Source organism: Paenalicyclobacillus macrosporangiidus (assembly GCF_900116805.1).
In the GTDB taxonomy this organism is placed as follows: Bacteria; Bacillota; Bacilli; order Alicyclobacillales; family Alicyclobacillaceae; genus Alicyclobacillus_H; species Alicyclobacillus_H macrosporangiidus.
The window spans coordinates 62,578-86,733 of record NZ_FPBV01000012.1; the positions used below are offsets into that span (position 1 = coordinate 62,578).

The 24,156-nt window shown below is 66.7% G+C and carries 30 protein-coding genes; 27 read left to right on the top strand and 3 right to left on the bottom strand.

Annotation, left to right across the window (positions count from 1 at the left end):
* Window positions 1-46 precede the first annotated feature (46 nt).
* The 11 genes from obgE to zapE all read left to right on the top strand — a co-directional run bounded on the left by obgE (window position 47) and on the right by zapE (window position 7,693).
* On the top strand, window positions 47-1,333 hold the full coding sequence (gene obgE, locus BM357_RS11165; RefSeq protein ID WP_074953084.1) for a GTPase ObgE: 1,287 nt from the start codon (window positions 47-49) through the stop codon (window positions 1,331-1,333).
* Window positions 1,323-1,733 carry a Mov34/MPN/PAD-1 family protein gene (locus BM357_RS11170; protein WP_074953087.1) on the top strand — a complete coding sequence of 137 codons (411 nt, stop codon included), beginning with the start codon at window positions 1,323-1,325 and terminating at the stop codon, window positions 1,731-1,733. The genes obgE and BM357_RS11170 overlap by 11 nt, the downstream gene beginning before the upstream one ends.
* Before the next feature lie 96 nt (window positions 1,734-1,829).
* On the top strand, window positions 1,830-2,840 hold the full coding sequence (locus BM357_RS11175; protein WP_074953090.1) for a GspE/PulE family protein: 1,011 nt from the start codon (window positions 1,830-1,832) through the stop codon (window positions 2,838-2,840).
* 164 nt (window positions 2,841-3,004) lie between these two features.
* Entirely contained in the window at window positions 3,005-4,066 is a 1,062-nt protein-coding gene (locus tag BM357_RS11180; protein ID WP_175511513.1) for a type II secretion system F family protein, read from the top strand.
* A 53-nt stretch (window positions 4,067-4,119) separates the two neighbouring features.
* Window positions 4,120-4,527 carry a prepilin-type N-terminal cleavage/methylation domain-containing protein gene (locus BM357_RS11185; RefSeq protein ID WP_083430429.1) on the top strand — a complete coding sequence of 136 codons (408 nt, stop codon included), beginning with the start codon at window positions 4,120-4,122 and terminating at the stop codon, window positions 4,525-4,527.
* A complete protein-coding gene (locus BM357_RS11190; RefSeq protein ID WP_281245588.1) occupies window positions 4,499-4,987 on the top strand; it encodes a pilus assembly FimT family protein in 489 nt (162 codons plus the stop codon). Before BM357_RS11185 ends, BM357_RS11190 begins: the two co-directional genes overlap by 29 nt.
* Window positions 4,984-5,301, top strand: a complete 318-nt coding sequence (locus BM357_RS11195; protein WP_074953099.1) for a hypothetical protein — start codon at window positions 4,984-4,986, stop codon at window positions 5,299-5,301. Before BM357_RS11190 ends, BM357_RS11195 begins: the two co-directional genes overlap by 4 nt.
* A gap of 22 nt (window positions 5,302-5,323) precedes the next feature.
* The gene (locus BM357_RS11200; RefSeq protein WP_074953102.1) at window positions 5,324-5,737 is read left to right on the top strand and encodes a hypothetical protein; all 414 of its coding nucleotides are present in this window, start codon (window positions 5,324-5,326) and stop codon (window positions 5,735-5,737) included.
* Window positions 5,734-6,168, top strand: coding sequence for a hypothetical protein (locus BM357_RS11205; protein WP_074953105.1), 435 nt, complete (start codon window positions 5,734-5,736; stop codon window positions 6,166-6,168). Before BM357_RS11200 ends, BM357_RS11205 begins: the two co-directional genes overlap by 4 nt.
* Window positions 6,169-6,217: 49 nt before the next feature.
* Window positions 6,218-6,763 (top strand): shikimate kinase, encoded by a 546-nt coding sequence (locus BM357_RS11210; protein WP_175511514.1) that lies wholly within the window; start codon window positions 6,218-6,220, stop codon window positions 6,761-6,763.
* A 6-nt stretch (window positions 6,764-6,769) separates the two neighbouring features.
* On the top strand, window positions 6,770-7,693 hold the full coding sequence (gene zapE, locus BM357_RS11215; protein ID WP_074953111.1) for an AFG1/ZapE family ATPase: 924 nt from the start codon (window positions 6,770-6,772) through the stop codon (window positions 7,691-7,693).
* Here the strand turns inward: zapE and BM357_RS11220 are convergent.
* Both BM357_RS11220 and BM357_RS11225 read right to left on the bottom strand, forming a co-directional pair.
* Complete coding sequence (locus BM357_RS11220) at window positions 7,686-8,702, bottom strand: YqhG family protein (protein WP_083430432.1); 1,017 nt, start codon at window positions 8,700-8,702, stop codon at window positions 7,686-7,688. The two genes, zapE and BM357_RS11220, sit on opposite strands and share 8 nt — an antisense overlap.
* On the bottom strand, window positions 8,699-10,417 hold the full coding sequence (locus tag BM357_RS11225) for a DEAD/DEAH box helicase (RefSeq protein ID WP_245783957.1): 1,719 nt from the start codon (window positions 10,415-10,417) through the stop codon (window positions 8,699-8,701). Before BM357_RS11225 ends, BM357_RS11220 begins: the two co-directional genes overlap by 4 nt.
* 240 nt (window positions 10,418-10,657) lie before the next feature.
* Between BM357_RS11225 and gcvT the strand changes: the two genes are divergently transcribed.
* Genes gcvT through gcvPB form a run of 3 tightly spaced genes read left to right on the top strand, consistent with a single transcriptional unit; the run spans window position 10,658 to window position 14,638 of the window.
* Complete coding sequence (gcvT, locus tag BM357_RS11230; protein ID WP_074953117.1) at window positions 10,658-11,773, top strand: glycine cleavage system aminomethyltransferase GcvT; 1,116 nt, start codon at window positions 10,658-10,660, stop codon at window positions 11,771-11,773.
* Between the two features lie 25 nt (window positions 11,774-11,798).
* Window positions 11,799-13,148 carry an aminomethyl-transferring glycine dehydrogenase subunit GcvPA gene (gcvPA, locus tag BM357_RS11235; protein ID WP_074953120.1) on the top strand — a complete coding sequence of 450 codons (1,350 nt, stop codon included), beginning with the start codon at window positions 11,799-11,801 and terminating at the stop codon, window positions 13,146-13,148.
* The gene (gene gcvPB, locus BM357_RS11240; RefSeq protein WP_074953123.1) at window positions 13,145-14,638 is read left to right on the top strand and encodes an aminomethyl-transferring glycine dehydrogenase subunit GcvPB; all 1,494 of its coding nucleotides are present in this window, start codon (window positions 13,145-13,147) and stop codon (window positions 14,636-14,638) included. Before gcvPA ends, gcvPB begins: the two co-directional genes overlap by 4 nt.
* Here the strand turns inward: gcvPB and BM357_RS11245 are convergent.
* Complete coding sequence (locus BM357_RS11245; RefSeq protein WP_074953127.1) at window positions 14,635-15,258, bottom strand: histidine phosphatase family protein; 624 nt, start codon at window positions 15,256-15,258, stop codon at window positions 14,635-14,637. The two genes, gcvPB and BM357_RS11245, sit on opposite strands and share 4 nt — an antisense overlap.
* A 99-nt stretch (window positions 15,259-15,357) precedes the next feature.
* Between BM357_RS11245 and BM357_RS11250 the strand changes: the two genes are divergently transcribed.
* The 13 genes from BM357_RS11250 (at window position 15,358) to accB (ending at window position 24,154) form a co-directional block, all read left to right on the top strand.
* Entirely contained in the window at window positions 15,358-15,825 is a 468-nt protein-coding gene (locus BM357_RS11250; protein WP_074953130.1) for a type II 3-dehydroquinate dehydratase, read from the top strand.
* Window positions 15,822-16,913, top strand: coding sequence for a M24 family metallopeptidase (locus BM357_RS11255; protein WP_074953133.1), 1,092 nt, complete (start codon window positions 15,822-15,824; stop codon window positions 16,911-16,913). Before BM357_RS11250 ends, BM357_RS11255 begins: the two co-directional genes overlap by 4 nt.
* Before the next feature lie 19 nt (window positions 16,914-16,932).
* Window positions 16,933-17,490, top strand: a complete 558-nt coding sequence (efp, locus tag BM357_RS11260; protein ID WP_074953136.1) for an elongation factor P — start codon at window positions 16,933-16,935, stop codon at window positions 17,488-17,490.
* Between the two features lie 178 nt (window positions 17,491-17,668).
* Window positions 17,669-17,959, top strand: a complete 291-nt coding sequence (locus BM357_RS11265) for a YqhV family protein (protein WP_245783958.1) — start codon at window positions 17,669-17,671, stop codon at window positions 17,957-17,959.
* A 281-nt stretch (window positions 17,960-18,240) separates the two neighbouring features.
* On the top strand, window positions 18,241-19,266 hold the full coding sequence (spoIIIAA, locus tag BM357_RS11270; RefSeq protein ID WP_074953139.1) for a stage III sporulation protein AA: 1,026 nt from the start codon (window positions 18,241-18,243) through the stop codon (window positions 19,264-19,266).
* Window positions 19,266-19,778 (top strand): stage III sporulation protein SpoIIIAB, encoded by a 513-nt coding sequence (spoIIIAB, locus tag BM357_RS11275; RefSeq protein ID WP_074953141.1) that lies wholly within the window; start codon window positions 19,266-19,268, stop codon window positions 19,776-19,778. The genes spoIIIAA and spoIIIAB overlap by 1 nt, the downstream gene beginning before the upstream one ends.
* A gap of 32 nt (window positions 19,779-19,810) precedes the next feature.
* A complete protein-coding gene (gene spoIIIAC / locus BM357_RS11280; RefSeq protein ID WP_074953144.1) occupies window positions 19,811-20,014 on the top strand; it encodes a stage III sporulation protein AC in 204 nt (67 codons plus the stop codon).
* Window positions 20,015-20,023: 9 nt separating this feature from the next.
* Complete coding sequence (gene spoIIIAD / locus BM357_RS11285; RefSeq protein ID WP_074953257.1) at window positions 20,024-20,410, top strand: stage III sporulation protein AD; 387 nt, start codon at window positions 20,024-20,026, stop codon at window positions 20,408-20,410.
* A 12-nt stretch (window positions 20,411-20,422) separates the two neighbouring features.
* Window positions 20,423-21,688: a stage III sporulation protein AE gene (gene spoIIIAE / locus BM357_RS11290; RefSeq protein WP_083430434.1), complete on the top strand. Its 1,266-nt coding sequence runs from the start codon at window positions 20,423-20,425 to the stop codon at window positions 21,686-21,688.
* Window positions 21,685-22,191, top strand: a complete 507-nt coding sequence (locus BM357_RS11295) for a stage III sporulation protein AF (RefSeq protein WP_074953147.1) — start codon at window positions 21,685-21,687, stop codon at window positions 22,189-22,191. Before spoIIIAE ends, BM357_RS11295 begins: the two co-directional genes overlap by 4 nt.
* 13 nt (window positions 22,192-22,204) lie before the next feature.
* Window positions 22,205-22,789 (top strand): hypothetical protein, encoded by a 585-nt coding sequence (locus BM357_RS11300; RefSeq protein ID WP_074953150.1) that lies wholly within the window; start codon window positions 22,205-22,207, stop codon window positions 22,787-22,789.
* Window positions 22,790-22,815: 26 nt separating this feature from the next.
* On the top strand, window positions 22,816-23,487 hold the full coding sequence (locus BM357_RS11305; RefSeq protein ID WP_074953153.1) for a SpoIIIAH-like family protein: 672 nt from the start codon (window positions 22,816-22,818) through the stop codon (window positions 23,485-23,487).
* Window positions 23,488-23,644: 157 nt separating this feature from the next.
* On the top strand, window positions 23,645-24,154 hold the full coding sequence (accB, locus tag BM357_RS11310) for an acetyl-CoA carboxylase biotin carboxyl carrier protein (protein WP_074953156.1): 510 nt from the start codon (window positions 23,645-23,647) through the stop codon (window positions 24,152-24,154).
* Window positions 24,155-24,156 lie beyond the last annotated feature (2 nt).

Consider the following 24,156-nt stretch of genomic DNA (forward strand, 5'->3'; position numbering starts at 1 on the left):
GACGTGGGCCGGGCGGCAGGAGCCCGGAGGCGAAGGAGGCGATGGGATGTTCGTCGATCAGGCGAAGGTGTACGTCAAGGGCGGCGACGGCGGCAACGGCATCGTCGCGTACCGCCGCGAGAAATACGTGCCGTTGGGCGGGCCGTCCGGCGGTGATGGCGGCCGCGGCGGAGACGTGGTGCTGGTCGTCGACGAAGGGCTGCGGACGTTGTTGGACTTCCGTTACCAGAGGCACTTCAAGGCGGATCGCGGCGAGAACGGGAAGACCAAAAACCAGCATGGCAAGAGCGCGGAGGACCTCGTCATCAAGGTGCCGCCGGGGACCGTGGTGCGCGACGCTGACACGGGGGAGTTCCTGGGCGACCTGGTGCGCCACGGGCAGCGCTTGGTGGTGGCTCGGGGCGGCCGCGGCGGGCGCGGGAATGCCCGCTTCGCCACCGAGGTCAACAAGGCGCCGGACATGGCCGAGAAAGGGGAGCCGGGCGAGGAGCGCAATCTCCTGCTCGAGCTGAAGGTGCTGGCGGACGCGGGATTGGTCGGATTTCCGAGCGTCGGCAAGTCGACCTTGTTGTCGGCCGTGTCGGCGGCGCGCCCGAAGATCGCGGCGTACCATTTCACCACCCTGAGCCCCGAACTGGGCGTGGTGGACGTCGGGGACGGGCGGAGCTTCGTACTGGCCGACCTGCCGGGGCTGATTGAAGGGGCCCACGCGGGGCACGGGCTCGGGCACGAGTTCCTGCGCCATGTGGAGCGGACGCGGGTGATCATCCACGTGATCGACATGGCGGCGGTGGAAGGCCGCGATCCGGTGGCGGACTTCCAAACCATCCAGGATGAGCTGCGGCAGTACGATGCGCGCCTGGTCGAGCGGCCCCTCCTGGTGGCGGCCAACAAGATGGATCTCCCGGAGGCTGCGGAACACCTGGAGCGGTTTCGCCAGGCGTATCCCGACCTGAGGGTGTTCCCGGTGTCGGGGGCGACGGGAGAGGGTGTGCAGGAGTTGGTCTACGCCATCGCCGATCTGCTCGACGCGACCCCTGCCGCGGCCCCCTTGGACGAGGGTACAGACACGCCGCCGCAGACGGAGCAGAAGGTGTACCGGTACGAACCGGAGGAACCGTTTCAGGTCCGCCGCGACGGCCCGGTGTTCGTCGTGGTGAGCCGTGAGCTGGAGAAGCTGGTGAAGATGACCAACTTTTCGCAGCACGACGCGGTGCTCCGGTTCCAGCGCATCCTCCGGCGCAAGGGCGTCGACGACGAACTGCGGCGGCGCGGCGCCAAGGAAGGTGACGTGATTCGGATTGGCGACATGGAGTTTGAGTTTGTCGACTGACCCGCCGCCGTGGTGGACACCGGCCCTGGCTTCCGAAGCGCTGCGGCGGGTCGAGGAGGCGCTGCCCGCGGAGACGGGCGGATTGTTCGTTCAGGGCCCGGAGGGATCCGTGGCGTTGTTCACTCCGCCAGTGCAGGCGGACAGGGTGTCCTTCGCGGCGGATCCGGCGGAGGTCGTTCGCTTCGCGTATTCCAGCAGGGTCCAGGGGACCCGTGTGCTCGGCTCCTTTCATTCGCATCCGAACGGCCGCGAAACGGTGTCCTCGCGCGATCACCCGATGCTGGCATGGGGAGAATGGCACGCGCTGTTCGTGCCGGCGGGCAGCGCCTGGCGGATCCGGTTCTGGCGCCGGCAACCGGGGACAGCATCGGGGACATGCGCTCTGGAGAAATCCAGATGAGCTTGTGAAAGATTTACAATCCCATATCCCGCAGAACGCCGGGAAAACAGGCGGTGGACGATTCGCCACGAACTCCCTCTCACGGAGGTGAAGGGCGTGGAGGAATGGTCCACCGCTGTTTTGTTGCAACAGATCCTCGACGACGCGGTCGAGCACCGGTGTTCGGACGTGCACCTGTTTCCGCACCGGGAGGGCATTCGCGTGCAGGTGCGCAGGGACGGGCGGTTGCACCCATACGCGGAACTGCCCGCTCAGGCGGCGGGGATCATCCGCAAGGTCAAGGCGCTTGCGCGGATGGACGTCGCCGAGACCCGGATTCCGCAAGACGGTTCGTTCCACTGGGACGCAAAGACCACCGCGTGCGACGTGCGGGTGGCGACGTTGCCGACCATTCACGGCGAGACGGTGGTCCTGCGGTTGTTCCCGGCGAAGAGGACCTGTTGGACGTTTGAGGACCTCGGCATGCCCGGGGACCAAGTGCAGGAGGTCACCCGCCTGCTGCAGGCGAACCACGGGATGATCCTGGTCGCGGGCGGGACGGGAACGGGCAAGACCACGACCTTGTACACGATGATGTGGCACCTGTCCAACGCGGGCAAGCGCGTCGTCAGCATCGAGGACCCGGTCGAGAGGGCGGTCGAAAACTGCCACCAGGTGGAAGTGCGAGAGCGGGCAGGAATGACGTTCAGTGCCGGCGTACGCGCGGTGTTGCGCAACGATCCCGACGTGATCATGGTGGGGGAGATCCGAGACGAAGCCACGGCGCAGGCGGCGGTGCGGGCCGCCCTGAGCGGCCACCTGGTCCTGTCGACCACCCACGCCGGGGACTGGATTGGCGCGGCCATCCGGTTGGTTGAGCTGGGCGTGCCGAGATCGGTGGTGGGCGAGGTGCTGCACGCCGTGATCGTCCAAGAACGCACGCCGGCGGCCCGTCTGGCCGACGTCCACCCGGCCGAGGGGGAACGGAGTGCGGAGTGGCAGGCGAAGTTTGAAGTGCATCGGATGCACCCCGAGGCGGCGGCGTGGATCGCGTCGGACGCGCCCTGGCCGGAGGTCCGCCGCAGGCTTCAGCAGGAGGCGCGCGTGGCGCGCCGGGAACGGGCGTGAGGGCCATGCGTCCGGGCGACACGAGCCGAGTTCCAGGATGGGTGCGGGGCGAACGGGCGCGCGGCCGATGGTGGCAACCGGGGGCGTCACGGTTCTCGGGAGCGGTGGGGTGGTGGCAGGCCGCGGCGCGAGGTTGCCGCGTTGCGGCACGATGCTGGAAGTGGGTGGCGCGATGCCGGCAGGCGGTACGACGCGCCTGTGAGCGGCGGGAGGTGTTGCACCGCTTGCCCGACCTGTTCGATCACTGGGCGGAGCTGTCTGCAGCGGGACTGCCGTTCGGGCGGGTGTTCCACGTGTTGCGCCTGTCTGCGCCAAGGCCCGTGGAACGGGCGTACTTGGACGCGCTGGCGGACGCCCTCGAGGCGGGGCAGCCCCTGGCGGCCGTGTGGTCGGACCGGCTGCCGCCGCTGCTGCGGGTGCTGTTTGCCGCCGGGGAGACGAGCGGGCAGGTGGAACGGGTGCTCACGGCCTGGAGTCAGCAGACGCGCCGCCAATGGCGGTGGCGAGAGGAGCTCGGCCGGTCCGCCGCCTATCCGGCCTCCCTGCTCGTCGCGGTGGCGCTGTTGTGCGCGTTTGTGCAGGCCGACCTGTTGCCGACCTTGACCGGTCTGTTTGCCGGACTCGGGGTCGGGCCGCCGCCGGGCGTGGCCTGGGTACGCCGTGCCCTGTTGTGGGTCCCGGGACTCGTTGCGGCTGACATGGCAGGGGTGGCGGCCGGTGCCATGGTCGTGTGGCGGGTTCGCGGCCGGCTGCCTGCGCGCTGGCAGGCGCGGGTATACCGGATGCCCGGGGCGGAGTGGATCCGATTGTGGCGGACCCAGACCGCGTGTCAACTCATGGGGCTGTTGTTGCAGGCAGGGGTTCCGCTGGCCGAGGCCCTGGACCTGTTGGCCGCATCGGCGGGTCCGCGCTGGCTGCGAACGGCGGCCGGCGCGATGCGGCTCCGGGTCCTGGAGGGCCGGCCGTTGCCGGAGGCGCTGTCCGGAGAATGGGACCCTTTGTTCACCGAATTGATCACGTTGTCGGAACAAACCGGCGATTTGGCGCACGCGCTGCATCAGGCGGCGGACCTCACGCAAAGGCGTCTGACGGCCCGGGTGGAATTGGCGCTCCGAGTTCTCTCCCCGGTGCTCCTGCTCGGCATGGCCGCCGTGGTGGCCGGGGTGATGTGGTCGGTGTTCGTGCCCATGTACGACCTGATGGACCGGATGTCCGGCCGCCTGTGACCGGCCGGCGCCCACCGGTCCGCACAGCGGATGACACGGGAGGATGACCGTCAATGAGGAAGTGTACTACTGGTTTACGGGGACGTCCGCGCGACCGTCGGACGGAGAACGGGGCTGGCGGGGAGGCCGGATTCACCCTGTTGGAGATGGTGGTGGCGGTGTTGGTGCTCGCGGTGATGATGAGCGTCGTCGCCCCGCACGTGCTGGGCGTGGGACAGCGGGCGGAGTCGGTGGCCTGCGAACAGAATCAGCGCAACATCCGGGCCGCCCTCGACGAGTATCAACTGATGTACCACAAGTACCCGGCCGGGAACAGCGACGAGCAGCTGCAGGCGCTCGTGGACGCGCAGCTCCTCGATTCCGTCCCGCGCGATCCCGGCGGCGGCCACTACATTTTGAACACCACGGGAAACGAGGTGGTGGTGACCTGTGATGTGCACGGGGAGCTCGGGAACTCCTGACGCCAAGCCGCCGCTTCCCGGCGGAGAGGCGGGGTTCACCTTGCTCGAGGTGACGCTCACCCTCGCCGTCATCGCCCTGGGACTCGCCATCGCGTGGCCTCGCCTCATTCCCGGCGCGATGGACGCCCGGCTACTGCACACGTCGGAGGACCTGGTGTGGCAGATGCGCGTGGCGCAGGCGGTCGCCCAAGCCCAGTCGGAGACGTCCGAGGTCGACCTCAACAAATACGTCGGGGTGTATCACGTCTACTGGGGACCGGCCCTGGTCCGCGTCGGCTGGTTCGATCCCGGTGTACAGTACCAGGACGGGTATTTGCAGATGCAGACGGGGCGGGTCTCCTACAACGCGGCCGGCGACAGCCAGACGGGCGGGGTCGTGCGGCTTCAAGCGGGTGCCCGTGAGCAAGACATCCATCTGTACTTGGGATCCGGGTTGCAGTGGCTGGAGGACCCGCCATGACGTTGTGGGAAGTGGTGCTGGCGGTGTGGATGTTGGCGGTGGCGAGCGCCGGGATCTTCGACGCGTGGTACGTGGGGGTCGAATCCCTGAGGCGGGCAGAGAACCAGGCGGCAGCGATGCAGGCGGCGAACCTGGCCGCGGAACACTGGCTCGCAGGGGATCCCATTCCCGATGCCGTCTCCCAACCCGGTGCGGCGTGCGAGACGGAGGTGGACATGCCGAGTGGCGGGAACACCATGGAGGTGTCGGCGCGGTGTGGGGACGCGGAGGCACGGATTGAGGTGCCGGCGGGGGCTCGCGTCCCGGGCAACTGACGGGCGGACGCGGGGATTCACCTTGCTCGAGGCGGTGGTGGCACTGATGTTGTCCGCCGCCCTCGCCACGGTGCTGGCCCGGACGTGGATCGCCCTCGGTCTCGGGACCCGGGCGATGACCGGAGCGGCAGAAGAGGAGGCGGTGTGGTGGAACGCCAGACGGGTGTTGGCAGCCGATCTGCACGCCGCGGTTCAGGCATCGGCGGACACCGCGGGCTTGCGCTTGGTCACGGCGGACGGCCGCGTGTACCGGTACACGGTGAACGGTCAGGGGCAGTTGGTGCGCACCGCGGCGGGTGGGGGGACGGCCGTGATCGCCGTGGGCCTCACGTCCGCTTCGTTCACCGTATCCTCCGGGGTGGACGTTCGGCTGTCGTTCCGCAGCGGGGTGGAGCGGACGTGGTATGCTGTGACGCTGGCGGAGATCGGGTCATGACGGGCGGTTCTGCATGCTGCCGGGGAGCATACGGTGAAGGCCCGTGGAGGGGGTGGCCGCGGGACACCGGCGCGATCGTCCCGTTCGCACTGGCCGTCCTCCTCATTGCCTCGCTGGGCGCCATGACGCTGGCGGAGGTGGGCGTGTCCGCATGGCGCGTGTCCGTGCTCGACACGCAGCACGCGCAGGCGTATTGGCTCGCCCGCGGGCGGGCCCTGGAATTGGTGCACGAGATCGCGGGCGGCCATTCCCCCGCCCCCGTGTCGGACGTGGTATACTCCTTAGGCAAGGTCCATGCGGTGGTGACGGAGGGCGCCACCTGGGGGATTCAGGTCACGGCGGACACGGGGCTGGCGGCCGACACCGTGCGGGTCACGTACGACGACCGGCAGCACCGGATCACCGCATGGACGGATGCCAACGGATCGTAAACGAGGGACGGGGCCTCGACGATCCTCGGCGGCCGAGGGGGGGATGGGGATGGCGCGCATCGCGCTGGTCGGCATGATGGGCAGCGGGAAGAGCACCGTGGGCCGGTCGTTGGCTGAACGGCTGGGCTATCCATTCGTCGATCTCGATGCCGCAATCGAGGCAGAATCGGGCGTCTCGATTCCCCGGATCTTCGCGACGGGCGGTGAAGCGGCGTTTCGCGCGTGGGAGGAGCGGGTCCTCCGGGCGTTGACGGGCACATCCCAGGATATGGTGTTGGCAACCGGCGGAGGCGTGGTCGTCACCCCGGGCTGCCGTGACCTCCTCCGCGGCCAGTGGAGAACGGTGTGGCTGTTCGCTGGCGTGGACACCTTGGTGGAACGGTTGCAGCCGGAGATGCAGGCGAGGCCCATGCTTCAGACCGGCGAACCGCTCGCGCAACGGGTGCGTGCGTTGATCGCGGCGCGTCAGGCGTGGTATGAGGCGGTGGCGGAGTGGACCGTCTCCGTCGACGGGCGGAGTGTGGAAGAGATCGTCAGGGAACTGGCGGTCCGGTTCGCCGGCGCCTCGGCGGATGCAGAGGACGCGGGGAGGTGACCGCAGATGCAGCACATCCAGCACATCCTGCCGAAAGTCCGGGGCAATGGCCGCGACGAGGCGTACGGCCCGTCGTACTTTCGGGAGGCCATCCCGGAGTTGGCCGAATGGCGGGTGCCGGACGAGGTCATTCTGCGCCACCGGGCGCTTTTGCTCGATTACATCCGCCAGGCGAAAATCTGTGCGGCGTGCACCGGCTACGCCCACTGCGGCAAAGAGGGGGATATGAAGGGATTCACGGAGACGTTGGAACCGTACGGCCCCCAGTTGACGGTGCGCGTGCAGCGGTGTCAGCCGTATCTCGAGGATCTGACGAGGCGCCGGGTGGAGCGGTGGGCGTCCATCTCGGGCAGCCTGCCGCAGGACCGCGAGTACCGCCTGGACAACTTCCCCGTCGAGCAGCGGCGCAAGTATCCGCGCCTGTGGGCGTTTGCCAAGCATTTCGCGGAGACGTTCGAACCGGGCCAGCCCGCCGACGGGTTGTACATCTTCGGTCCGCCGGGCGTCGGGAAGACGCATCTGATGCTGGCGGTGTTCAACCGGCTGCAGGAGCGCGGAGTGCCATGTCTGGTGGTGCGCTCCGACTCCATTTTCGACCGCATGCGCCACATCATCGCCGACAACGGCGATCTCGAGCCGCTGCTTGAGGCGTACGCGACCGCACCGGTGCTCGGGATTGACGAGTTCGCCCAAGAACGAGCCAACGAGTTCACCCTGGAGAAATTGTTCCGCGTCATCAATCACCGCTTTCACAGCAAACTGCCAACCTGGTTCACGAGCAACTACGCGCCGCCGGACATCTACCGGCGGGGCGGCCAGGACCTGCATGACAGTGTCAGCCCGCTGCGCAGCCGCATTCTCCAGATGGCGAAGATGGCCAGGATGGACGGAGAGGACGCCCGCCAGCGCGGCCTCGAAGCCCTCACTTGAGCGCGTCGGGGGACGGCCCGGCGGGGGACTGGGCGGAGGCCGGCCGTTCCGCCAGGACGACCAGTGCCACCTGCCGCAGCTCGACGTCGATCCGGGGTCTCATCCGCGCCTCCAATTCCCGCTCTCTGCGGGCTTGCTCCTGGGCGACCAGCGCGCGTTCCGGCTCCGGCACATCCGGCAGGATACTCCGGTAGTAGGTGCGTACCTGTTCCCGCTCGCCGAGCCACCGGCGCGTGGCCGCGTCGGCCCAGTCATGGGGCCGTTCGGAGAGCCGGCGCTCGACGTGGAGGGAAGCGCGCTGCCAAGCCTGGTCGAGCGAGAGGGTGCCCGACAGACATGCCTTCGCGGGTGTGTCCAGCGGCACCATGTCCAGCCGGTCCAGCGCTGGCAAAAAACGTTCCACCACCTGGCCGTTGACGAGACACACCCCGAGGGACCAGAACTCCTGTTGCGTCAGGTCGCAGCGAAAGGAGACCAGGAGATTCAGCATCAACCAGGGGACCCTGACCGCGTCCGGTGGCAGATGACGGGGGGCCACACAGGCGAATTGTCCGCGGCGGTCGAGGGACTGAAATATCTTGTCCAGGCGGAAGCAGCCGAGGTTGATCCATTCGGCGGCGGGCGGGCGGAAGAAACGCCGCTGCAGATCGGTGAGCCCCTGGCGCTCGGCGTCGCGCAGGGCTTGCTGCCGCAGGCGCTCGTTCTCGCGCTCCAGGGCGGATTCCGCGAAGGCGAGGCGGAGCACGGTCGGCGGCACGTCCTGCTGGGTTTTCTCGACCCACATCCAGTAGTAGGGCCGGTCGGTCAGCTCTTTGTCGACGTCGCGGGGCAGCTGGTATTCCCGGTAGAACGGCGCCTCGTAGACCACCGGTGCGCCCACGGAGGAAAAGTACGCGTCGCAAAACCGCATCCGCTCCTCGTCACTGCGCAGGGGCAGTGCCATCTGCGGGGCCGGCCCGGGTGGAGAAGGAGTCCGCGGCGACGGTGGGCGGGGCGTCTCGACCGTCATTTCGTCACACCTCCGCGTTCTGGGCGCAGCACCTGTTCGCCATACTGGTGCAGGCGCTCCCTCAACTCGTCCTCGCTGATGCTCGTCATCGCCAGGTTGAGGATCTCTTCCTCAAACCGCGCCAATCGCTTCGGGTCGCCGAGGATGTAGTCGAGCTCCCCGATCACCATCTCGAACATCCGGATTTTCTCCTGCAACAGCTCCACGATATGCGCCTCGATGGTGTTGCGGGTGGACAGGTTGTACACGTGCACCTCCTCGGTCTGCCCCAGCCGGTGGATGCGCCCGATGCGCTGTTCCAGTTTCATGGGATTCCAGGGCAGGTCGAAGTTGATCATGTGGTGGCAAAACTGCAGGTTGATGCCCTCACCGCCCGACTCCGTGGCGACGAGCACCCGCGCGCGGTTCGCGAACAGATCTTTCATCCAATCCTTCTTCCCCCGCCGGAATCCGCCGCGGAACGGGACGGCGGGCACGCCGCGCTTGCGGAGCATGTACATCAGGAAATCCTGGGTCGCGCGGTATTCCGTGAAGACGATGCACTTGCCGGGAATTTCGTCCAGCATGCGGAGGACCGTTTCCACCTTGGTGGGCACCTCGATCCGCTGTGCCATCTGCATCAGCTCCGCGATCCGGGCGCAGGCCTCGTCGCTGCGTGTGCGCTTGAGCATCTTTTCCAGCGTCAACAGCGCCGCGTACGGTGACGAGCAGATCTCCCGCTGCAGGGTGATGAGCGGCAACACCGATCCTCGCCGCGCCATCCGCGCCTCGTATTCCCCGCGCAAGAACTGCTGCACCGCGTCGTACAGCGTGCGTTCGGCGGGGTTCAACTCGAGGGGGACGACGTGCACGTGCCGATCCGGCAACGCGGCGGCGCCGTCGCGGCGACGGTTGCGGATCATCACCTCGGTCAACTGGGCCCGCAGAGCGGCCGGGTTCTTGGGCGTGCGGGCGGTGACGGTGTGCTCCTGCACGAATTGCCCGCGGTTGCCCAGTCGTCCGGGCTGTAGCAAGGTGATGAGGGTATGCAGTTCGGCCAGATGGTTTTGCATGGGCGTTGCCGTGAGCAGAAGCATGTACTTGTTGGGGATTTGATTGACCATCTGCCAGTTTTTTGTCCGGCTGTTCTTCAACTTGTGCGCTTCGTCCACGACGACCATGTCCCATTCGACGCCCAGCACCGCCGATCGGTGGGGTTCACGCTTGGCGGTGTCGAGGGAGGCGACGATGACGTCGTAGTGGGCCCAGTTGGCCTCGTGGCGTTGGGCGAACGCGCGGATGCGAAACTTCTCGTTCAACTCGCGCGTCCACTGCAGGACGAGGGAGGCCGGAACTAGGACGAGGATCTTCCGGGCGAGACCGCGCAGCAGATACTCCTTCATGATGAGTCCGGCTTCGATGGTCTTGCCGAGACCGACTTCGTCGGCCAGGATGGCGCGGCCGTGCATCTCTTGAATGACCTGTTTGGCGGTCGCCACCTGGTGCGGGAGCGGAGTGAAGCCGACGACGTGCCCGAGCGCCATCAGATCGTCGAACGCGGGCGCCATGCGGGCCTGGATGGCTGTGGCCGTGAGCCGGAACAAGTTCCAGGCGGCCTGGTTGCCAACGGGCTCCGTTTCTAGGTATGCTGTAAACGCGTAAAGCGAGTCTTGGCCTGTCCAGTAGATTGGAGGCGTCGTGGACGGCATCCGCTGGTCCGCGAGCGGTCCTGTCACCGGGCATCCCTCCAGTCGCGCGGGATGGTGCTGTCCTCTGGGCGAGTTCGTGTCATGCGCTGCTCATCCGGGTGGTCCGGTCCCAGCCTCCGGGCACGCCGGGTACGTCCTAGTATGAGACGTTTTTCACCATTTCTTACACAGCGTGTAATACGCTTGGCGGGCTGGGCCGCCGGCGGATGGAAGGGGGCCGGGTCCCTGGTAGGGAGCGTACGGTCCGCGAAGCGAGGAGGGAGCGCGGTGGCAGAACTGAAAAGGACGCCCCTGTACCCGCTCTATCAAGCGTACGGCGCGAAGACGGTGGAGTTCGGCGGGTGGGAGATGCCCGTGCAATTTTCCGGGATCCTGCGGGAGCACGAAGCGGTTCGGACGCGTGCCGGCCTGTTCGATGTCTCCCACATGGGCGAATTCGAGGTCCGGGGTCCGGACGCGCTGAGGCTTCTGCAGCACGTCGTGACCAACGACGTACAGCGCTTGGAGCCGGGTGCGGCACTGTACACCCCGATGACCAACGAACGAGGGGGTTGCGTGGACGACCTGCTGGTGTACCGGTGGGACAAGGACCGGTTTTGGGTGGTCGTCAACGCGGCGAACATCGAGAAGGACTACCGCTGGATTGCCGGTTGGCGGGACAAGCTGGGCCTCGGGGCCGAGGTGACCGACCGATCCGCCGAGATCGCCCTCTTGGCGCTGCAGGGGCCGCTCGCGGAGCAGATTCTGCAGGGGTTGACCGACACCGACCTGCGGCCACTGCGGTACTACCACTTTTGCGAGGGACGGGTGCTGGGCAAGCCGGTCGTGATCTCGCGCACCGGGTACACCGGAGAGGACGGGTTCGAGCTGTACGCCGCGGCGGAAGACAGTCCGGCCCTGTGGGAGGGCATCCTCGCCCACGGGCAGCCGCAGGGGTTGGTCCCCGCGGGCTTGGGCGCGCGCGATACCTTGCGGTTGGAGGCCCGGCTGCCGTTGTACGGGCACGAGCTCACAGACGACATCACGCCCCTGGAGGCGGGGCTCGGGGTGTTCGTCAAGTGGGACAAGGGCAGCTTTGTCGGACGCGAGGTGCTCGCCGAGCAGAAGGCGCAAGGGGTCAAGCGCCGGATCGCCGGCATCCAGATGCAGGAGCGGGCCATTCCGCGCCAGGGCTATGCGGTCCGCGCCGACGGCCGCGAGATCGGACGGGTGACGTCGGGAACCCAGTCGCCGACGCTCAAGGTGCCTATCGCGCTGGCTTTGTTGGACGCGGATTACGCGGGCGTGGGCGCGCAGCTCACGGTGGACGTGCGCGGCAAGGAGGCGGCTGCCGTGGTGGTCAAGACGCCGTTTTACAAGCGGCCCCGCCGTTCCGACGGCTGAGGTTGGATCCAGGGAGGATGGGCCATTGAACCGTTACAGCTATATTCCCCATACCGCAGAAGACCGGCAGAAGATGATGGCGTACCTCGGCATCCCGGACACGGAGGCGCTGTTCAGCGACATCCCGGAGTCGGTGCGGATGCGCCGCCCGCTTCAATTGCCCGAGGCGATGTCCGAACTGGCGCTGGAGCGCCACCTTCAGCAGTTGTCCCGCAAGAATCTGGACTTTTCGCAGGTGACGAGCTTTCTCGGTGCGGGGGCGTACGAGCACTATGTCCCGAGCGTCGTCGACGCCATCATCAGCCGGTCCGAGTTTTACACGTCCTACACGCCGTATCAACCGGAGATCAGCCAGGGCATGCTCCAGGCCACCTTTGAATACCAGACGATGGTGGCCGAGTTGACCGGTATGGACATCGCCAACGCGTCCATGTACGACGGCCCGACGGCGTTGGCGGAGGCGGGACTCGTGTGCTGCGTCCACACGCGCCGCAACAAACTGCTCGTCGCGGCCAACGTGCACCCGGAGTACCGCGCGGTGTTGTCGACGTACGCCTCCGGGCAGGCGGTGGAAGTGGTGGAAATTCCGCTGCGCGGGGGATGCGTGGACCCCGACGCCTTGAGCCGGTTGTGCGACAGCACGGTGGCCGGGGTGTTGGTGCAGTATCCGAATTTCTTCGGCTGCGTGGAGGACCTGCAGGAGTTGGCGGACATCGCCCACCGTGCGGGCGCGCTGCTCGTCGTCGCCGCGTATCCCATCGCCCTCGGGTGGCTCGCGGCTCCGGGCGAGCGCGGCGCGGACATCGTGGTGGCCGAAGGGCAGTCCCTCGGCAACGCCGTCGCCTACGGCGGGCCGTACCTCGGCATCATGGCCGCCAAAAAGGATCTGATGCGGCGGCTGCCGGGGCGCATCGTCGGGCAGACGAAGGACACCCAGGGCCGGCGCGGGTTCGTGCTGACCCTGCAAGCGCGCGAACAGCACATCCGGCGCGAGAAGGCGACCTCCAACATCTGCTCCAACCAGGCGCTCAACGCCCTGGCTGCGACCGTTTACTTGGCCTACATGGGGCCGGCCGGCTTGCGCGAAGTGGCGCTGCAAAACCACCACAAAGCGCGCTATCTGCAGGAGCGCCTGTGTGCGTTGCCCGGCGTGGAGCGGGTCTTCCCGGAGCCGTATTTCAACGAGTTTGTCCTGCGGCTTCCGCGGCCCGTGGCCGAGGTCCAGCAGCGGCTGCTCGAGCAGGGATTCCTGTTCGGGTTCGATCTCGGACGGGCGTATCCCGATCTGGAAGGCTGCGTCCTGCTGACCGTCACCGAAGTGCGCACGCGCGAAGAGATGGACGCCGTCGTCTCGGCATTGGAGGGATGCTTGTGAGCCTGCAACGGGAAGGCGATCAACCGTTGGTGTTTGAACGCAGCCGGCCGGGACGGCGGGCGTACACCTTGCCGGCGCTGGACGTGCCGGAGGCGCCCCTGGAGGATATGGCGCCGTACGTGCGTCCGTCCGACGTGCGCCTGCCAGAGCTGAGCGAGGTCGACGTCATCCGCCACTACACCGCCCTGTCGACCCGCAACCACGGGGTGGATTCCGGGTTCTACCCGCTCGGATCGTGCACGATGAAGTACAACCCAAAGCGCAACGAGCGCGCGGCCCGGTTGCCCGGGTTCGCCAACATCCACCCGCTGCAGCCCGAATCCACCGTCCAGGGCGCGCTCGAGCTGATGCACACGCTGCAGGGATTCCTCGCGGAAATCACCGGCATGGATGCGGTCAGCCTGCAGCCGGCCGCCGGCGCGCAGGGGGAATGGACCGGGTTGATGATGATTGCGGCGTATCATCGCGATCGCGGTGAGCGCCGGGACAAGGTGATTGTTCCGGATTCCGCGCACGGCACCAATCCGGCGTCGGTGACCATGGCGGGCCTCAAGGCGGTGACCATCCCCTCGAACCCCGACGGGAGCGTCAACCTGGACGCCCTGCGCGAGGCGGTGGGCCCGGACACGGCGGCGTTGATGCTGACCAATCCCAGCACGCTCGGGTTGTTCGAGACGCAGATTGAAGAAATTGCGCAGATTGTGCACGCGGCGGGGGGCCTCCTGTACTACGACGGGGCCAACATGAATGCGATTCTCGGCTACGCGCGGCCCGGCGACATGGGCTTCGACGTGGTCCACCTCAACCTGCACAAGACCTTTTCGACGCCGCACGGAGGCGGCGGCCCAGGCGCGGGGCCCGTCGGGGTCAAGGCGCACCTCGAGCCGTATTTGCCCAAGCCGACGGTGGAACGGCGGCACGACGGGACGTACCGGCTCAACTGGGACCGTCCGCAATCCATCGGCAAGGTGAAGGGCTTTTATGGGAACTTCGGCGTCCTCGTCCGCGCGTATAGCTACATCCGCACGTTGGGCCCGGACGGGTTGAAGCAGGTGTCTGAACACGCGGTGCTCGCGGCCAACTATCTGATGCGGCGGTTGGCGGAGGCGTACGATGTCCCGTTCAATCGCGTCTGCAAACACGAATTTGTGCTCTCGGGCCGGCGCCAGAAGCAGCAGGGCGTACGCACGCTCGACATCGCCAAGCGGCTCCTCGACTTCGGTGTGCACCCGCCGACCATCTACTTCCCGCTGATTGTCGAAGAGTGCCTCATGATTGAGCCGACCGAATGCGAGAGCTTGGAGACGCTCGACGAGTTCGCCGACATCATGCTGCAGATTGCGAAAGAAGCGGAGGAGAATCCGGAGTTCGTGCGGGCTGCGCCGCACCGCACGGTGGTGGGCCGCTTGGATGAGGTGACGGCCGCCCGGTCGCCCGTCCTGCGGTACACCTTTCCCGAGGAAGGCGAAGCGGCCGGCGGGCGCGCCTAAGGGCGCGTCGCCGGCAGCGCGGATGGGGTCTGCTGCGAAGCCCGAACCGTGCCGTCATCCTGCAGGTGCCGGACATCGTCGATGGCTGTGGCCTGCCACTGGCCGTCACGGTGGATGAGGCGCGTGACCCCGGTGTTGTGCAGGGAGACCTCGTCCATGATGCCGATGGACCTGAGCAGCGCTCGGATCCATCCTCCGTGGCTGACGCACAGCACCCTGGCATGCGGATAGCTGGCGGCGACCCGCGCGAGGAAGCGCTCGGCCCGCTGGCGCACCTGGCCTTCTGACTCCGCCCCGTCCTCGGGCAACGGGAGGACGGCGCGCGCGTCCGCGCGAGGGTCGCGCCGGGTGCCTTCCAGCCGTCCGAAACACCGCTCTCGCAGGTCGGTGTCGAGGATGAGGGGAATCCCCCGGCCCGTTGCCAAGATCTCGGCGGTGGCCTTGGCCCGCACGAGATCGCTGCTGAGGATCACGGTGAATGGCGTCGCGCGCAAGCAATCGGCGAGCCGTGCCGCCTGGCGCAGGCCTTTCCCGTTGAGCGGGATGTCGGTCCAACCCTGAACCCGGCCCTCCGCGTTCCAATCGGTCTCTCCATGGCGCACAATCCACAGCTCGGTCACGGGATTCCCTCCCTGGCGGCGATATGTTTCAGTATATCAACGCATGTGATACAATGACAGCGATTTGTCTTCTTTACACGGTATGAAGGTGGATTCTGAATGGCTGAGCGACCGTATCTCCTCGTCGTGAATGGGCCGAATCTGAACCGCCTTGGGCAGCGCGAGCCTCAGGTGTACGGCACCGAGACCCTCCACGATGTGTGCGTGCGCGTCCGTGAAGTGACCGAGGCCTGCGGGGTCGCCGTGAAAGACTTCCAGTCCAACCACGAGGGTGCCCTGATTGATTTCCTGCAGCAGCACGGGCCGGGGTCCATCGGGATTGTCCTCAATCCTGGCGCCCTCGGCCATTATGGGTACGCCCTGCGGGACTGCGTGGCGGAGGTCGGGCGTCCCGTGATTGAGGTACACATCTCGAACGTGCACCGCCGCGAGGCGTTCCGCCATCAGCTCGTGCTCGCCCCCGTGGTCCTGGGGCAGATTGTCGGGCTCGGCACGGCGGGATACGTGTTGGCAGCCCGGCATCTGCTGGACCTGTGGAGGCGGGAGCGAGGGGGAGAACGCGAATGAGCGGCAGATTGGACCGGTTGCGCGCGGAGATGGCCGCGCGCGGATTGGACGCGATGCTCGTGTCGAGCCCGGAGAACCGGCGTTATGTCAGCGGGTTCACCGGAACCTCCGCCAATGTGCTGGTGACGGTTGACCGTGCGCTCGTCATCACCGACTTTCGGTACACGCAGCAGGCCAAGGCGCAGTGTGCGGGATTCGAGGTGGTGCAGCAACAGGCCTCCCACGGGGGAGCGTTTCTCGAGTTGCTGGCCGAGCTCGTCCAGTCGCTGGGTGTGAAAGCGGTCGGATTTGAGCAAGACTACCTCACATATGGCGAGGTGGAGCGCTACCGAACGTTGGAGAAGACCGTGCCCGGCTTCACCTGGGTGCCGGTCTCCGGCGTGGTGGAACGCCTTCGCATCGTCAAGGACGAGGCGGAGATCGCCATCCTCGAAGAGGCGGCCCGCATCGCGGATGAAGCGTTCGAGCATGTGCTCGGCGTGCTCCGGCCGGGCCTGACGGAGCGCGAAGTGGCCCTGGAACTGGAAATCCAGATGCGCAAACGGGGGGCCTCCGGGGCGGCGTTCGACACCATCGTGGCGTCCGGCTGGCGGTCGGCGATGCCGCACGGGGTGGCCAGCGACAAGGTCCTCGAGATGGGGGACCTGGTGACGATGGACTTCGGCGCCCTGTACCAGGGATATTGTTCGGACCTGACCCGCACGGTGGTCATCGGCAAGGCCAATCCGCGCCAACGCGAGATCTACGAACGCGTGCTGGAGGCGCAGCGGCTGGCCTTGGCGGCGGTCCGGCCCGGCATCACAGGCCGGGAGCTGGACGCTGTGGCGCGGGACGCGCTGGCGCGCCATGGCCTGGCGGAGGCGTTCGGCCATTCGCTGGGACATGGCATCGGCTTAGCGATCCACGAGGATCCGCGTATCTCGAAGACCGGAGAGGACGTTCTGGAACCCGGGATGGTCATCACCATCGAGCCGGGCGTCTATCTGCCCGAGTGGGGCGGGGTGCGGATTGAGGAAGACGTGGTCGTCACGCCGAACGGCGGGCGGGTGTTGACGCATTCCGCCAAGGATACGTTGATTGAGGTTTGAGACATCAGGAGGGGTTTTCGTGATTTCCAGCAACGATTTTCGCACCGGTACGACGATTGAAGTGGACGGCGAGATCTACCGCGTGATTGAGTTCATGCATGTGAAGCCCGGGAAGGGCGCTGCGTTCGTGCGCACAAAGCTGAAGAACGTCAAGACGGGCGCGGTCAAGGAGACCACGTTCCGGGCCGGGGAAAAGGTGCCGCGCGCGCACATCGAGACGCGCGAGATGCAGTACCTGTACAACGACGGGGATCTGTACACGTTCATGGATACGGAGACGTTTGACCAGATCACCATTCCCAAATCGCAGTTGGAGTACGAATTGAATTTCCTCAAGGAAAATATGAATTGCTTCGTCGTGATGCACCAAGGGCAGCCCATCGGCATCGATCTGCCCAACACGGTGGAGCTGAAGGTCATCCAGACGGAGCCGGGCATCCGCGGCGACACCGCGACGGGCGGCAGCAAACCGGCGACGGTGGAGACCGGATACACGCTGCAGGTGCCGTTCTTCATCAATGAAGGGGACGTGTTGGTCATCGACACGCGCACCGGCAACTACGTGTCGCGCGCCTGAGGGGCGAATCCGCGCCATCCCGCCTGGCCGGGCAGGGATGGCCTGCCGCGCGCGCCGCGCGAGAAAGAGTGACCCGAGCGGTCTTTCCGCTCGGGTTTTTTGCATTTGCGTCCGGTGAGTGGTTCTGCCGCATGGACGAGCGGCATATCGAACAAGCGTGGGGGGTGACGTGGCATGCGTGCACGGCGGATCAGCGGTGTTTGAGGTCATCGACAAAGTGGTGTATGCGATGGCCGGGCTCCGTTTCTTGTCCAGTCTGGCGGAGTTGACGGGTGCCTGCCTGATGCTGTACTTCGGCACGGCCGCATCGGCGTTGCAGGTCAATGCGGCGCTCGCCCTCGTCGGTCCGTTGGTGTTGGTCACGGTGACGATGCTCGGCATCAGCGGGCTCGCAGGCGAAATGGCCCTGTGGCGCATCGCCTTGATTGTGCTCGGTGTGGGCTGCATCCTGCTCGGAGCACGCGGGTAGGAGAAGGATCCCGGCCGGGCGGGCGGGATCACTGGACGGACTTTCGCACCAGGCTGAACACGAGGAACATCAACAGCACGAAAATTACGAGAAAGACCACAATCCAACGCACCAAGACGGCGACGTCCACGGCCGTCCCTCCCTCCGCCGAAAACGCAGTTGTCTTCTGTTATGGGATGCGGCACCCCGCTCTCGGGTGACGGCTTTCTCGCCCGGACTGGCTGTCATATCGCTCCCGGCCTGTCCGTATACATGGACTAACCAGGGAGGTGGAGGACGTTGTGTGGAACCGGGAATCCGCACCGGCAGGGGATTGGCCCTGGCAGCAGGTTTTCCGCGTCTGTCCGCCCGACGTCGCCCAGCGCCTGCAAAGCCTCCCGTCGGCGGTCCTGGAGCGCGTGGAGGAACTCCGGTTTCGGCTCCACCAACCGCTGCAGGTGTGCGGGGCGGGCTTGGATCAGTTCTTGCACCGGGAACGGGGTCTGACCCGCAGCCCGGACGAGGCGATGCGGGTGACCGAGGACCATCTGATGCGGGTCATCCAGGTGGTCACGCAGTCTTCCTTGTACGCGGTGGAGGACGATCTGCGCCGCGGGTTCGTCACCATGCCGGGCGGTCACCGCGTGGGGGTCGCCGGCCGGGCGGTGCTGTACGAGTCGGGGGCCGTGCGATCCATCCGCAGCATCACGTCCGTCAACGTCCGGATCGCGAGGGAACGGCTGGGTGCGGCCGATCCGCTGCGCGCCCACGTGCAGGACCCGGTCAGCGGCGCACCGCTGAGCGTGCTGCTCATCTCGCCGCCGCAGTGCGGCAAGACCACGCTCCTCCGCGACCTGGCCCGGCTGTGGAGCGAGGGAGGCCTGCCCGCAGGGCGTCCGTGCAAGGTGGCCGTGGTCGACGAGCGCTCCGAGATCGCCGGGTGTGTGGAGGGCGTGCCGCAGTTCCGCCTTGGCCCGCGCACCGATGTGCTGGACGCGTGCCCGAAAGCGGAGGGGATGTTGATGGCCATCCGCAGCCTGTCTCCGGATATCGTGGTGACGGACGAGATCGGCCGTGCCCAGGACGTCGGCGCCATCCTCGAGGCGGCGCACGCGGGGGTGGCGGTACTCGCCAGCGCTCATGCGCGAAATCTCGACGAGTGGCGGACGCGGCCGCACATGGGAGAACTGTTTCACGGGCAGGCGTTCCACCGTTACGTGGTCCTCAGCCGCCGCCGCGGCCCAGGGACTATCGAGTCCATCCTCGACGCCAGAGGGCTGCCGGTCGCCGGGGTTTCCAACCTCTCCCGAAGGACGGATGCGCCTTGATGAAAGCGATTGGCGCCGCCCTGGTGTTCGTGGCCTGCACCGGGATTGGCTTTCGCATCGCCCGCGACTACCGGGAGAGGCCACGCCAACTGCGCGCGCTGATGCAGGGGATGCGGTTGCTGCAGGCGGAGGTGGAGTACAGCGTCACGCCGCTGCCCGCCGCGCTTCGCCGGGTGTCGGAACGGGTCTCGCCGCCCGCCGGCGTCCTGTTCGCCGCCGCCGCGGACATCCTGCAGGATGGCGACGTCCCGGTGGCCGACGCGCTCGCGCGCGCACTGCACGAGGCAGGCCGTTCCTCCGCCTTGCGCGAGGCCGACCTGGAGGTGGTACGGGAGTTCGGCCGGACGCTCGGCACGTCGGACCGGGTGCACCAGAGCCAGCAGTTCGAGGTGGCCATCGTTCGCCTGGCCGGGTTGGAGGAGGAGGCGCGCGAGCTTCAGCGCACGCACGAGCGCCTGTGGCAGTATATCGGGGCGCTGGTGGGGCTGACGATTGTGATCCTGCTGTACTAACGGCGGCTGTGCCGCCCTTGGGGGGATGGGCCGTGACACCGGAGATCCGCGCCATCTTGCAAATTGCCGGCATCGGCTTCCTCGTCGCCTTCCTGCATTCCCTGCTCAAGGAGAGCGGCAAGGAGAATTACGCGTATTGGACCACCGTCGTCGGCTTGGTGGTGGTCTTCATGATGGTCATCGGGTATGTCGGCAACCTCTACCGGGAGATTGAAACCGTGTTTTTGCGGCAGTAGGTGAGCCGGGTGCAAATCTTACAGCTGGTGGGCATCGGATTGACGGCGACGGTCATCGTGGTGGTGCTTCGCGAGCGGATGCCGCAGTTCGCAATGATGGTCGGCCTGATGGCCGGCATCGTCCTGTTCCTCGCGGTCCTCGGGCCGATGCAGGACGTGGTGCGCGCCATCACGGACCTGGCCCAGGCCGCGCGGGTCGATCAGGGATTTCTCGGCACCGTGCTGAAGATCATCGGGATTGCGTACATCGTCGAATTCGCCGCGCAGGTGGCCCGGGACGCCCATGAGGGGGCGTTGGCCGGAAAGATTGAACTGGTGGGCAAAGTCGGCATCGTCGTCCTGGCGGTCCCCATCATCACGGGGGTGGTCGAGTCGGTGGTGCATCTTCTGCCGTGAGGAGGGAGTGGGATGCCGGTGCGCTGGCGATGGTGGACGGGCGTTCTGCTGTGGTTCGGGCTGCTGTGCGGGCTCGCGGTCCATCCCGGACTGGCACGGGCGGCGGTCGATCCCGCCGGTGTCTCCGCTTCGGCTCCCCTCGGCTCGGACGCCCCCGGCCAGAGTGCCCTGGCGCAGGCGGGCAATTCCGCGCGCGCGGCGGCCGAGCAGCAGTTGGACCAACTGCCCGTGCAGTCCATCGACCGCTTCTGGCATGACCTGCAGGCCGAATACGGCGGGTTTTTGCCGGACGTCCCGGGGGGCAGCATCGTCCGCTCCATCCTCGACAGCGGCGGATTCAACCTGCACGGCATCGCCGCCGGCGTCGTGCGCTACTTCCTGCGCGAGGTGCTGGACAACGCCCAACTGCTGGGGGGCATCCTGGTGCTCTCCGTGCTGGCCGCCCTGCTCGAGTCCATGCAGGCCGCGTTCGAGCGCCAGACCGTCAGCCAGGTCGCCTACTTCGTCGTGTTCCTCGTCTTGCTCGTGCTCGCCATCGGATCGTTCACGGAAGCGGTGGGGACCGCCAAGCACGCCATCCAGTCGATGACCGATTTCATGCTGGCGACCGTGCCGTTGGTGGTCACGGTCATGGCGGCGTCCGGATCGCTCGTGTCGGCCGCGTTCTTTCAACCTCTGCTGCTGTTCGCCGTGCATCTCATCAGCAACGTCGTGTTTCTGTTCGTGTTCCCGCTCATCTTCTTCGCCGCCGTGATGGACATTGTCAGCGCCCTGTCTCCCCGCTACTCGTTGACCCGGCTCGCCGGGTTGCTGCGGACCGGGGGCGTCGCCGTCCTGGGCCTGTGTCTGAGCGCGTTTCTCGGGGTCACCGCGGTGGAGGGACTCGGCAAAGGCGTCGCCGACGGCGTGGCGCTGCGCACCGCGAAGTTCGCGGTCAGCACCTTCGTCCCGGTGGTGGGCAAGGCGGTGTCGGACGCGGCCGAGACGGTGGCCAGCGCCTCGCTGTTGGTCAAGAACGCCATCGGCGCGGCGGGGCTGGTGATGGTCGCGTTCATCGCCCTCTTCCCGGTGCTCAAGATCCTGGCGCTGTCGCTCATCTACCACGGCAGCGCCGCCTTGATGCAACCGCTCGGGGACAACCCGATGGTGGACTGCCTGGGGGCCATCGGCAAGAGCATGGTGCTCCTGTTCGCGAGCGTTGCCGCGGTCGCCCTGATGTTCTTCTTCGCCATCTGCATCCTGTTGGTCTCGGCCAACCTGGCGGTGATCATGGCATGACGGCGATGGGCGAGTGGCTCAAGCAGATCATCCTGTTGGTGATCCTCGCCGCCTTGGCGGATCTGCTGTTGCCGACCAAGGCGATGCAGCGGTACGTACGGGCCGTCATGGGGGTGGCCATCCTGGCCGCGATGCTGCAACCGTTCTTGCCTTATCTGCGTTCCGACTGGGCGGACCGCGCCGCGGCAGCCATCGATGCCGAACTGGCGCAACCGCCGGCGGGTGTGCAGGCGCCCGCGGCCGCGGGGATAGAGGACGTCCTCAAGGCGCAGCAGGCGGAGGCCGCAGACGACCTGCTCGGACGGCGGCTGGCGGAAGACATCGCGGAGGCGTTCGGTGGACCGGCGCCCACGGTCCGGGTGACCGGGGCGGCAACGGGTGCGGCCGCTTCCGTGGACATCCGCATCGATCCCCGTCTCGCCAGCCAGGCCGACGCCATCGCCGCATGGACCGCCGACCAATTGCAGATCCCGCGCGGCCGCGTCACGGTGCACGCGGGGTGAAAGGAGAGATTCGGTGGATCTCAAACCCTTGCACCAGAACAAGTGGCTGATCTTCCTCGGCATCATCGGGATCGCCTGCCTCTTGCTCGGGACGTTCGCGGGCCGCGGCGGGGTGCGTGGCGCTTCCGCCGTCACCAGCCAAGCTTCGGCGCAGCCGACGGCTGCGGCGGGCGCTCCAGCCGCGCCGGACGATAGCCAGGTGGGCTCCGTGCACGACCTGGAGCAGCGCTATGCCCAGCAGCTCGCGGGGATGCTCAAGCAGATGCAGGGCATCGCGGACGTGTCGGTGATGGTGACCGTCGATTCGACCGAAAGTCTGCAGTTGGCGCAGAACACCCAGCAGACCACGCAGACGCAGACGAGCGGCCAGCAGACGACTTCCCAGAGCACGACGACCCGCAGCGACGTGTTCACGGAGCGCACGGGTGACGGCGACAGCGTCCCCTTCGTCACGCAGCGCGTCACCCCGAAGGTACGCGGGGTGCTGGTCTTGGTTAAAGCGGACGACTTTTACGTCGCCAAGGCACAAATCATCGATGCGATCCGGCATGTCTTGGACGTGCCCGCATATAAAATTAGCGTGGAGCCGGAAAGGTGAAAACGTAGAGTGGGAGGAATGTACAGGTGGTCAAACGGCAAACGGTGTGGCTGTCCACGATGATGGTGTTGTCGCTGATGCTCATCGGCTACTATACCATGAACAATGACGGGGGACTCACCGCCACGAAAAACCCGGACGGGTCGTCCGTGGCCACGAGTGCCACGCCGCCGGACAGCGGCCAGTCGAGCCAGTCGAGCCAGACGAGCGGGACGGGGACGACGGGCGCGACGAGCCAAAGTGGCACCAGCCAGACGGGGACGGGGAGCCAGGCGGGCACGTCTGGCCAGACGAGCACGACGGGCACCGGGACCAGCCAGGCGGGCGGCACGGCCTCTTCTTCATCCGATTGGTACGTCAACATGGAGACTCAACTGGAACAGCAGTACGCGCAGCAGGTGGACACGTACAACCAGGTGATCAGCAACAGCAGCGCCAGCGCGGATCAGATCGGGCAGGCGAAACAGAAGCTGGAGCAGTTGCAGACGCTGGTAGGGAATCTGGAGACGGCCCGCGACCGGGTCCTTGGCCAGGGCTACAAGGACTGCGTGATCATCCCGGACGCCAGCGGACAGAAGGCCGTGGTGTACGTGAAGACCGACAAGCTGACCGCGCAGCAAGCCGTATCCATCGTGAACGTGGTGAGCCAACAGTTGAACCTGCCGGTGGTGAACGTGACGGTGCAGGCCAAGGCCTGAGGATTCCGCTCAAAGCGCCCCGCGGCGAGCGCCGGGGCGCTTTTTCAATGCCCCGGACCGACGGGGTGCCCCCTGAACGATGGAGTGCGCCGCCAGTTTCTCGTGTGCTATACTAGGGCGAGTGGTGGACACGTCTATCGTCGAGGGGTGACCTTGGGTGTTGAAAATCGGGGAGATTCGCGAACTGATCCGACTCCTGGATGACACAAGTCTCGCGGAGATCCGCATCGAGACTGAGGATATGAAACTCCTTCTGAAAAAACCGGACATCCCGGCGGTCGCGCCGCAGGCGGCTGTGCCGGCGATGCCGGCGGCGTCTCCCCAACCCGCCGTGCCGGCTCCCGCCGAGCCCGCTGCCGCGCCGACCGCTGCGCCATCCGCACCCGCGGCCGCCCCTGCGCCGGAACTCGCGGAGGATGAGGCGAACATACATATTATCAAATCGCCGATGGTCGGTACGTTCTATCGCGCGCCTGCCCCGGATGCACCGCCGTACGTCGAGGTGGGGACCAAGGTGACGGAGAAGACGGTGGTGTGCATCGTCGAGGCGATGAAGCTGATGAACGAGATTGAAGCAGAGGTGTCGGGCGAAGTGGTGGCCGTCCTGGCGGAGAACGGCCAATTGGTGGAGTACGGCCAACCGCTGTTCAAGATTAAACGAGCGTGAGG